Genomic DNA, 10776 nt, shown 5'->3' with positions numbered 1-10776 from the left:
ATTTGGGGGTCGGTTCACTAAGTGCTTGTTTTTATTTACCCCAAAATTGCCAAAATTGCCATTTTAAAGAGCGTGTTTGGCAAAATCCCCATCACAAAAATAAATGCCGTGATAAGAATCAGCACCAACCCCCCTGCCTTGACACGCCAGTTGCTTGGCACATCAAAAGGCACGATGGTCATTGGGCGTTTGAACATGATAAGCAGCACTTTTAGGTAATAATAAAGTCCGATGGCACTGCCCAAAACCACCATAAAGGCAAGTCCAAATCGCCCACCTTGAATGGCAGCGAACAGTACCTGCATTTTGGTGATAAATCCTGCGGTAAGTGGCATGCCTGCCATGGACAGAATCATCACCGTCAAAACTGCTGTCAGCACAGGTCTTCGCCAAAACAACCCTTGATAAACCGCCATGCTGTCCGCTTCATCTTCTATCTCTTGGGTTGCTCTATTGCGGTCGGTTTCACCGTACGCTCCTGTCATCAGCACAATCACCCCAAATGCCCCAACAGAGGATAAGGCATAGATAAGCACATACATACTGATTACACTGTCAGCATCTGCCGTTGCCCCTGTGGCGATGAGAGGAATCAGCACATAACCCATATGTGCCACAGATGAGAACGCAAGCAGGCGTTTTAGGTTGGTTTGAGTCAGAGCAAGCAAGTTCCCTGCCATGATAGACACCCCAACAATGGCAACCAATATCGCATCAATAGCTGATATGGCAGGAGCTGCACTTGTCAGCAAAAAACGCACGGTAAGGGCAACCACCGCTACCTTACCCACGCTTGCCAAAAATGCCGTAACAGGGGCAGGAGAACCTTGATACACATCGCCTGCCCACGCATGAAATGGTGCAAGCGATAACTTAAAAGCAACTGCTGCCACCATCATGACCGCCCCAACCACAAACAAAGGCAGTATCCCAAAACCTGCCATCAAAGCCTCTCCAAGATGGGTAAAGCCAAGCTCACCTGTTGCTGCAAAAATCAGTGCCATACCCATGAGCAAAGTCGCCGAAGCAGTGGCCGATAAAATCAGGTATTTTAGCCCCGATTCTAAGGATTTTTGTTTTAGATAAGCAAAACTTAGCATGCCATACATGGGTACAGACAAAAGCTCTAATGAGACAAAAAAGGAGGCAAGATGATGAGATGAGGTCATCAAAACCGCCCCAAGCGTACTTGTCAAAAGAAGCAGATACAGCTCTTCTTTGTTGTTATTAAAACTTTGAAAATAGCGATACGATAACGTAACACACGCCAAAGCCGAAACGATGATGATAAGGCTATTAAACAAGGCAAAGCCGTCCACCAAAAACAGCCCCATGACATCGCCCCGATTGACATGAGTGGGCAATTTTTCAAAAAACTGCAACAGTAGCACCGCCAACGCCCCATTTAGTCCAAGGGCAGTCAAGCCAACAATCAGACTGTGTGAGCGTTTGATGGCGATAGTAAGCATGACCACAAGCACCGCCACGCCCAATATCATGGCAGGGAGCAACGGGAGCAAAGACGAAAACTCAATAGATACACTCATTAGTTGCCCCCTTGGTTAATTTCAATGACTTGCGGCACAATTTCTGGCGAGATGGGCTTTTGATTGCCTTTTAGCCCTGCAATGGCGGTATCCACGTCCGAATATCTATCGGGCATTTTGGTGCTGATATAGCTCATTGCTTGCTCGGATTTGTTTAGGACGGGTTGTGGATACAGCCCAAGCCAAACAAGCCCCACCGCCAACACACCAAGCAAAGACAGCTCTCGCCCACCCAAATCACGCAAAGGCTTGGCGGTGTCGTCTTTTGCCTTGTATAAGGCGTGCAGATGGGGCGTGGTGTTGTCGCCAAACAACGCCTTGTGAATCAAAATAAGTGCATAAAGCCCCGCCCACACAAAACTCACGGTCAATAGCACGCTGATGACAGGATACGCCTTGAACGACCCCATCAAAATCAAAATCTCGCCAATGAAGTTGCCCGTACCAGGGATACCCAAAAGGGCGGCACAAAAGAACATCATAAACGGAGCAAGATAGCGAAACTGACCCCACATACCACCCATGACCGTCATATCACGAGTGTGCAAGCGTTCGTACACTTGCCCTGCCATAATAAAGAGTGCCGCACTCGATAGGCCGTGAGCGAGCATTTGCACCATCAAGCCCTGCAACGACACCAACGTGCCAGCATAGATGGCAAGCACGACAAAGCCCATGTGCGACACAGACGTATAGGCAAGCAGGCGTTTGATGTCGGTCTGGGCAAACGCCAAAAACGCCCCATAAAACACCCCAATCATGCCAAGCGTGATGGCAATGGGAGCAAACTCGGCAGACGCATTTGGAAAAAGCGGAATCACAAAGCGAAGCAAACCAAATGCCGCCGTCTTAATCAAAATCCCTGCCAAGTCCACCGAACCTGCCGTTGGGGCTTGGGCGTGGGCATCAGGGAGCCAGCCGTGCAATGGGAAAACGGGTAATTTGACTGCAAAGCCCACAAAAAAGCACAGCATAATCAAGTATTCGTATTTGCCAAGATAGGTGCCAAGCAGGTCTTCATAATGAAAACTTAGCACGCCTTTTTGGGCAAAATTGATAAGCACAAGCATACTGATACCAATGAACATGATAAGCCCAGACGCTTGGGTATAAATAAAAAACTTGGTGGCGGCAGCCGATTTTGGCTTGATGATATTGCCATTAGTATCACGCACATCATGCCCCCATAGGGCAATCAAAAAGTAGATGGGCAGCAGCATCATTTCCCAAAAAAAGAAAAACAAAAACAAATCAATCGCCAAAAAGACACCGATGACACCGCCCAACGACCACAGTAGGTTTAGGTGAAAAAATCCCACACGGTGCTTAATCTCGCCCCACGAACAGCCCACCGCCATGATACCCAAAAATGCCGTCAAGACAATCATGAGTAAAGACAAGCCGTCCATCGCCAAGGCGAATTTGATACCAAAGGCAGGTATCCAAGGCACTTCAAAGGTTGCCGCCCAAGGCAGACTGCTGTCGGTGCTGGCATTTAACACCCCAAAGTCGCCTTTGGCATACAGCACGAGCGACAGCACAAAGGTCAATGTCATGCCAATAAGTGCCACCCATCTGGGCAGTCGTGCGTCCTTTTTTTCAAATAACCAACACAAAAATCCTGCAATCAACGGGATTGCAATTAGACTTGGCAAAAGCCATGTTTGCTCTATCATCTTATACCACCATCATCATTGCCAAGATTAGTACCACAGCAAGCCCCACGCCAAAGCTCACAGCGTGCGTGCCAAGTCGCCCTGTTTGGGTTTTTACCAACAGCTTGTTGCCAAGTTTGACCCCAAAGGGCAGGATATGCCACAGCTTGTCCACAGGGTCTTTTTTTAGGAATTTGCAAATTGCCAAAAACGGCTTAACAAATACAATATCATAAAGAGCATCAAAGCCCAGCCCGTGATAGCACCAATAAGTACACGCCCCACCAAAGGCAGAATTTGTCCATTTTGTCAAAATCTTACCCTTGTCAAGCACATACAAAAAGTACGCCATCGCCAAGCCAAGTGCGGTTACGCCCACCGCGATAATCTCAGCAGTATGCTTGCCGTCTGTTAGGGTGCTACCCACGCTCGCTGGCAGGACATTTGCCAAAGGCGGGTGAATTAACGCTCCAAGCCCTGTCGATAGCACAAGTAGCACCATCAAAGGCAAGGCGTAACTTATTCCTTTTAAAGCCTCACCATGCGTTTTTTCTTGTCCAAAGAACACAAGATAAATCAAACGGAAAGTATAAACAGCCGTCAAAAACGCCCCAAACACGCCTGCCCAAAACAGACTCATATGTCCTGTGGCATAAGTCTCCCACAAAATCGCTTCTTTTGAATAAAAGCCAACCGTGATAAAGGGCAAGGCAACCAACGCCCCACCACCAACGACAAACGACCAAAACACAAGGGGGATTTTTTTACGCAGACCGCCCATCTTAAAGATATTTTGCTCATGATGAGTGGAAATAATCACCGCCCCACTGGCTAGGAATAACAACGCTTTAAAAAATGCGTGCGTCATCAAGTGAAAAATCGCCACTTGCCACGCCCCCACGCCCAAAGCGATGAACATATAACCAAGCTGGCTCATGGTAGAGTAAGCAAGCACACGCTTGATGTCGGTCTGTGCCAACGCACAAAAGCTCGCCACCAGCATGGACAATGCACCAACACCGCCCACCCAATACAGGAGCATCTGGGGGGTCAGCACAAATAAAGGGTGCATGCGGGCAATCAAATATACCCCTGCGGTTACCATGGTGGCTGCATGAATAAGAGCGGAAACAGGTGTCGGGCCCGCCATGGCATCGGCAAGCCAAGTATGCAAAGGAATTTGAGCCGATTTGCCAAACGCCCCACCGATAAGCATCGCCACAATAAGCATGAGCATGGGGTCATTGACAGCGAACATGGTGTCTGCTTTGGCATTGATGGCGGTCATGTCAAGCGTGCCAAACACCACAAACAACAAAAACAGCCCAATCGCCAAAAACACATCGCCCACACGGGTTACGGTAAATGCCTTGATAGCCGCCCGTCCATTGGCTCGGTTGTGATAATAAAAACCGATAAGCAAATAAGAGCAGATACCCACACCTTCCCAGCCCAGATACATCAGCAATAGGTTGTCGGCAAGCACAAGCAGTAACATACTTGCCACAAACAGATTTAGATAACTAAAAAAACGGGCAAATCCTGTCTCGCCTTTCATGTACCAACTGGCAAACAGATGAATCAAAAAGCCCACGCCTGTAATCACGCCCATCATGGTAACAGACAATCCATCAAGATACAGCCCAAATTTGGGAGCAAAATCGCCCACCGACAGCCATGTCCAAAGTGGCACAGACACCGCCTGTTGTCCCTTTGCCAAAAAGCCAAAAATACTAACAAAGGCACATATCGCTGACAGTCCCATTGCCCCAACGCCAATCATCGTGGCAAGTTTTTCTGAAATTCTATCTCGCCCTGTGGCTAATATCAAAAAGCCAATCAAGGGGAAAATAAAGGTCAATGCTAACAAATTCATACCGCCCTACCCCTTTAATTCACTGGCATGATTGACATCAAGGCTTCTAAACCGATGATAAAACTGCAAGAGTATGGCAAGCCCTATCGCCGCTTCTGCTGCCGCTAGTGTTAAGACAAAAATAAACATAATCTGCCCGTCTGCCTTGCCCCACATATTACCCCCCACCACAAAGGCAAGGGCAGCGGAGTTCATCATAATCTCTAAGCTCATCAGCATAAACAGCACATTGCGTCTTGCCATGACCCCAACCAAGCCAATGACAAAGAGTATCGCCGCCAATATCAGCCCATGATGAGCAGGCACGCCCATATCGGACGCCACTTTGACGACTTCATGAGCAAAAGGGGTGGTTAGGGTATCTACATTATAATTTTGCATCGGCTCTCTCCTGTTGCTCTTTGTCTTGATTTACCCATGTATTAGAGACGATATCAGGGCATGTTTGGCTGTGGCTGATGTTTTCATCATCAAGTGCTTTTTTACCCAAATGATATGCCGCAACCAATGCACCCAAAAGCAAAAATGCCGCCACCTCCACAAGTAGCACATACCCTGTAAATAAGCGTATACCCACATCTTTGGCAGAAATGGTGGTGCTTTGTAATTGCATGGGCTTGTCCGTGCCGTATTGATTGCTAATAAAGCCAATCAGCACCGCCCCAACAATCATCATAAGACACACAGGCATCGCCCACGCATTGGCAGTCAGCCACGTCTTTTCTTCTGTCGTGTCCGTGCCTAAGTTTAACATCATAATGACAAACACAAACAGCACCAAAATCGCCCCAGCATAGACAATCATTTCAAGCACGCCTGCAAATGGGGCTCCAATGATAAAGAAAATCCCTGCCACCGCAAGTAGGCTTACTATCATAGACAAAATGGCATGGACGGGATTGGCGTGCGTAACCACCCTTAGGCTTGCCCAAATCGCCACCAGCGACAAGGTATAAAAGCCCACCGCATCGCCATTTGCCAAAAACGCCTTTAACACATCAATCATGGCAACAAACTCCGTACATTGACAGGCTCTGCTTCACGCTCGTGCGACCCTTTGGGTTTATCGTCTGTTGCCATGCCTGTTACTCTATAATAGTTATACTCTGGGTATTTGCCCACGCCACTAATGAGCAAATGCTCTTTTTCATAAACGAGATTTTGGCGGTTGTATTCGCCCAATTCAAAATCAGGGGTTAGCTGAATGGCGGTAGTCGGACAGGCTTCTTCGCACATACCACAAAACACGCAACGGCTAAAATTGATACGAAAAAATTCAGGATACCAACGACCGTCTTCACGCTCCGCCTTTTGTAGGCTAATACACCCCACAGGACACGCCACCGCACATAGGTTGCACGCCACACAGCGTTCATCGCCGTCAGGGTCTCGGGTCAGCACAATCCGCCCACGAAAACGGGGCGGTACAGGCACAGGCTGTTCCGGGTACAAAATCGTGTCTCGTGGACGCAAGGCATGAGAATTTACCATCCACATAGAGCGTACAATGGTAAATATGCCCACCGCCGTATTTTTTAAAGTTGCAAACATTTAATTCACCATCAAAATCACAAAAGCAGTCGCCAAAAGGTTTAGCAAGGTTACAGGCAAACACACTTTCCAACCAAAATTCATCACTTGGTCATAACGTGGACGCATGAGCGAGCCACGAGCCAGCACAAATAAGGTCATAAAAAACAAGGTCTTAATCAAAAACCAAAACACAGGCGGAACAAAGGGCAAGTCTAAGTTAAAGGGGGCAAGCCACCCACCAAAAAACAAGCACGTCATCAAGGCACTAATCACCACCACATTGACATACTCGCCAATAAAGAACATACCAAATTTCATGCCCGAGTATTCCACATGATACCCCTCGGCAAGCTCTTGCTCGGCTTCTGGTTGGTCAAAGGGGTGCCGGTGCGTAACGGCAACCCCTGCCACCACAAAGGTCAAAAAGCCCAAAAACTGCGGAATGACGTTCCACACCGTTGTTTGAGCTTCAACAATTTCACGCAAATTAAACGAGCCTGCCATGGCGACCACGCCCATGAGCGACAAGCCCAAAAACACTTCATAGCTAATCGTCTGAGCTGCCGAACGCAGTCCGCCTAAGAGCGAGAACTTATTGGCACTTGCCCAACCGCCAAACATGACGGCATACACAGCAAGCCCTGCCATGGCAAAAAAGAACAAAATGCCAATGTTCCAATCTGCTGCCCCAAGCGTGGGCGATAGCGGAATAATGGCAAAACTTGCCAAAGCGGTAAACATGGCAATGGCAGGGGCGAGCGTAAATAGACGTTTGTCGGCAAAATTGGGCGTCCAGTCTTCTTTAAAAAAGATTTTTAACATATCCGCCACCAGTTGTAGCGACCCTTGCCAGCCCACACGGTTTGGACCATAGCGGTCTTGCCACAGGGCAAGCATACGCCGTTCATAGACAATCATGAGTGCTGCCGTGATGACAAGCCCCAAAAAGATAATCAAGGTCTGGGCGGTCATGAAAATAAGCGACCACCACTCAAAGGACAAACCGCCAAGCCATGACGGCACATCAGGAATCACACGAATACTCATTTATGCCCCCACTTGCATTGCTAACGGTGCGTTATTAAACCCAGCTTTTGGCGTAAAGATATTTTCACGCTTGATATTAGCCAGATTTGCCACGCTTTTTTGATATTCAGGCACATAGACAGGCGTGTCGGTTTCTGCCTTTTTGACGGTTGTCGGCACACCGACCATAAACGGCACAAGCCCGTCAGGATAGCCGATACAGCCGTCCGCCACATAGTCCACCACGTCCACAGGCAGGGTAATCTCTATCCCATGCTGGGCAAGGGTTAGCTTATCGCCTGCCTTGATAATCCAACGCTTGGCATCATCATCGCTTATCGTCCATGTGGCAGGCTTGATTTGACTTGCCACCACAGGGCTACGGCTTGCCATGCGCGAGCTTGCAAATAGATTGTGTACAGGCACAACGACCGCACGACCGTCAAAAATGCTCGTGCTTATCATGCTGTCAAGCTCGGCTTTGTCAAATACCGTCTCCACTTTTGGCAACTCATCAAACAGACGAATGCCGACATCTCCGCCTTTTAGCCGTCCGCCCACTTTGTCTTGGAGTTTGTTCCACGCTTGGGGCGAGTTCCAGCCTGCACTCCACGCAAATGGGATAAGGCTTGGGGCGGTTTTGTCGCCCACATAGCCTTCCATGGAGAACGTCAAACCACTGTCTAAGTCCTTAGGTTGCATGGGTTCGTGGATAGAAATGGGCGAGCGTAACACCGTCCGCCCCGAATAACGGCGTGGCTCACGGGCGACTTTTAGCCCTGTAATGCGATAATCCGACTCGGGGGCAACGTCTTTGATTTGGGCAAGGTGTGGATAATCGGTGATAAGCTCATCAATGACATCATCAAGATGATACCACGTTGGCTCATCATTGCCATTTGTCAAACTGTTGCCAGATAAAGCATTATTCACAGCGTGTAACCAACGCCAGCTGTCTTTTAGCTCGCTGTTTGGCTCATAATATTTTTTGTCAAAACTGGCAAAAAACCGCCCTGCTCGCCCTTCGGCAGACACGAGCGTACCGTCGCTTTCTGCAAATGATGCACCAGATAGCACCATGTCGGCTTTGGCGTGCCAGTCATAAGACTGGTGGTCTAGCACGATGAGCGTTTTTTCGGTCAATTTGTCAAATTGGCTTGGGGCAAGGTTGGCTAAGTCATGTTCTAGCACCACCACCGCGTCAAATTCTTTTGCCAGCACTTCTTCTATCGCCTGTCCGCCAAGCAAGTTTACGCCCACGCTATTCGCCTCTGACATGGCAACGTACACGCCTGTTTTGTCGGCATATAGAGCATTTATTTTTAATAAACGAGATGACAGCTCTTTTTCAAACTCATTGGGGTCTCGCTCTGTGGTGTGTGTGCCGTCCGTTTTGGTATCTTTATCAGGGTCAATGAATTGACGAGCCACTTCATCACGGATTTTGGCGTTTTGCACTTCCACAAATTCACGTTCCACATGGGCGATTTTGGCACGTTTGGCGGTCAAGGTTTGGGCGATGTAGCCTGTCGCTTGTACGATTGCTTTTGATGACAAGCTGGTGCCTGTGATGACAAGCGGACGGTTCGCCATAATCAAATCATAAGCGATGTGATGAGCCAAAAGCTCCATTGCCATGTTCTCATCAATGACAAGATTTGGCTCTTGCTCTTTGGCAAAAATGGCATTCTCGCTTTTGCCAATCTCGTCTAGCGTATCAGCATAGCCTTTGATGATGTCGCCCACCATAAAGCCCAATTTGGCGATGTCGTTTGGCGTGGCAACGGCAGACACTTTGGCGATGTCAGATAATTTGGTATCCACCACGCTCGCCACATAAATGGGACTGTACGCCTCTTGTCCGATACGCTTGACAGGCTCGGCAAGCCAATGCTCGGTTTTTAGGGCGGTTGCCATTTGGCGGGCTTTGTTTTTGGACGCTTGACGTACCGACAAGGCGACACGGCTTGCCGTTTGGGTCAAATCCTCGCCAAGCACCAACACGCTATCCGCCGTCTCAATCTCCGCCAAAGACACATTATGCACGTCTTTGTGGCGTAACAACTCCACGCCCAAGTCCACCACGTCTTTGACAACCGCTCGCTCGCCTGTGCTGTAATAATCGCTTCCGACCAGTTTTTTTAGAGCAAAATTACTCTCCAAACTTGCCCGAGCCGAACCAATACCGATGACGTTTTTGCCTTTTAATAACTCCGCCACGCTATCGACGGCAAGGCTTGCACTGGTTTTGACAAATTGTCCGTTCACATTTTGCACAGGCTGGGTTGGGCGGTCAGCACGATTGACGTAGCCATAGCCAAAACGCCCACGGTCGCACAAGAAATAGCCGTTTACGTCATGGTTGTAGCGGTTTTCAATGCGTCTAAGTTCGCCATAACGCTCGCCTGCCGAGATGTTACACCCGCTTGAACACCCGTGGCAAATGCTTGGGGCGTATTGCATGTCCCATTTACGGTTGTAGCGGTCAGAATGCGTTTTGTCGGTAAAGACACCCGTTGGGCAAACTTCGGTCAAGTTACCGCTAAACTCACTCTCTAACTGTCCGCTCTCTTCACGCCCAAAATAGACACGGTTATTTGACGCATACACCCCAAAATCCGTGCCACCTGCGTAATCCTTATAAAAGCGTACACAGCGATAGCAAGCGATACAGCGATTCATCTCATGATTGATAAACGCCCCTAAATCTTGGTTGTGGTGCGTGCGTTTGGTAAAGCGGTAACGGCGTTTTCGGTGTCCGCTCATGTAGGTCATGTCTTGCAAATGACAATGTCCACCCTCCTCACAAGTTGGGCAATCGTGGGGATGATTGGTCATCAAGTATTCCACAATGCTTTTGCGAAATGCCTTTGCCTCGGCATCGTCCACCGAAATCCAAGTATCACTCTTTGGCGTGGGGGCAATCATACAGCTCATCACCAGCCGTCCACGCCCTGCCTTATAATCGTCTTCGTTATTGTACTGCTTAACCGCACATTGACGGCACGACCCCACCGAACCAAGTGCAGGGTGATAACAAAAATACGGCACGTCAATGCCAAGCGACAGACACGCCTGCAATAGGTTGTCCGAGCCGTCCACGTCATAGGTTTTGTCGTCTATATGAAGGATTGCCATG

General features: G+C 48.7%; 8 protein-coding genes. All 8 read right to left on the bottom strand.

Going from position 1 to position 10776, the window contains the following annotated elements; translation table 11 throughout:
• Positions 1–35 precede the first annotated feature (35 nt).
• The 8 genes from B5J94_RS11230 to nuoG are packed head-to-tail and all read right to left on the bottom strand — an operon-like array spanning position 36 to position 10775.
• Positions 36–1547 carry an NADH-quinone oxidoreductase subunit N gene (locus tag B5J94_RS11230; protein WP_062499130.1) on the bottom strand — a complete coding sequence of 504 codons (1512 nt, stop codon included), beginning with the start codon at positions 1545–1547 and terminating at the stop codon, positions 36–38.
• Positions 1547–3223 (bottom strand): NADH-quinone oxidoreductase subunit M, encoded by a 1677-nt coding sequence (nuoM, locus tag B5J94_RS11225; protein ID WP_079364139.1) that lies wholly within the window; start codon positions 3221–3223, stop codon positions 1547–1549. Before nuoM ends, B5J94_RS11230 begins: the two co-directional genes overlap by 1 nt.
• 1 nt (position 3224) lies before the next feature.
• On the bottom strand, positions 3225–5078 hold the full coding sequence (gene nuoL / locus B5J94_RS11220; RefSeq protein WP_062499129.1) for an NADH-quinone oxidoreductase subunit L: 1854 nt from the start codon (positions 5076–5078) through the stop codon (positions 3225–3227).
• Between the two features lie 6 nt (positions 5079–5084).
• Positions 5085–5390 carry an NADH-quinone oxidoreductase subunit NuoK gene (gene nuoK, locus B5J94_RS11215; protein ID WP_062499131.1) on the bottom strand — a complete coding sequence of 102 codons (306 nt, stop codon included), beginning with the start codon at positions 5388–5390 and terminating at the stop codon, positions 5085–5087.
• 55 nt (positions 5391–5445) lie between these two features.
• Positions 5446–6084, bottom strand: a complete 639-nt coding sequence (gene nuoJ, locus B5J94_RS11210) for an NADH-quinone oxidoreductase subunit J (protein WP_062499128.1) — start codon at positions 6082–6084, stop codon at positions 5446–5448.
• Positions 6081–6629 (bottom strand): NADH-quinone oxidoreductase subunit NuoI, encoded by a 549-nt coding sequence (gene nuoI / locus B5J94_RS11205; protein WP_029102048.1) that lies wholly within the window; start codon positions 6627–6629, stop codon positions 6081–6083. The genes nuoJ and nuoI overlap by 4 nt, the downstream gene beginning before the upstream one ends.
• Positions 6630–7658, bottom strand: coding sequence for an NADH-quinone oxidoreductase subunit NuoH (gene nuoH, locus B5J94_RS11200; protein ID WP_062499127.1), 1029 nt, complete (start codon positions 7656–7658; stop codon positions 6630–6632).
• Complete coding sequence (nuoG, locus tag B5J94_RS11195; protein ID WP_062499126.1) at positions 7659–10775, bottom strand: NADH-quinone oxidoreductase subunit NuoG; 3117 nt, start codon at positions 10773–10775, stop codon at positions 7659–7661.
• Between the last annotated feature and the right edge of the window lies 1 nt (position 10776).

The organism is Moraxella lacunata, assembly GCF_002027545.1.
Taxonomy (GTDB): Bacteria; Pseudomonadota; Gammaproteobacteria; order Pseudomonadales; family Moraxellaceae; genus Moraxella; species Moraxella lacunata.
The sequence above is the reverse complement of the archived record's forward strand: the minus strand, read 5'-3'. Positions and strand labels throughout refer to the sequence as shown.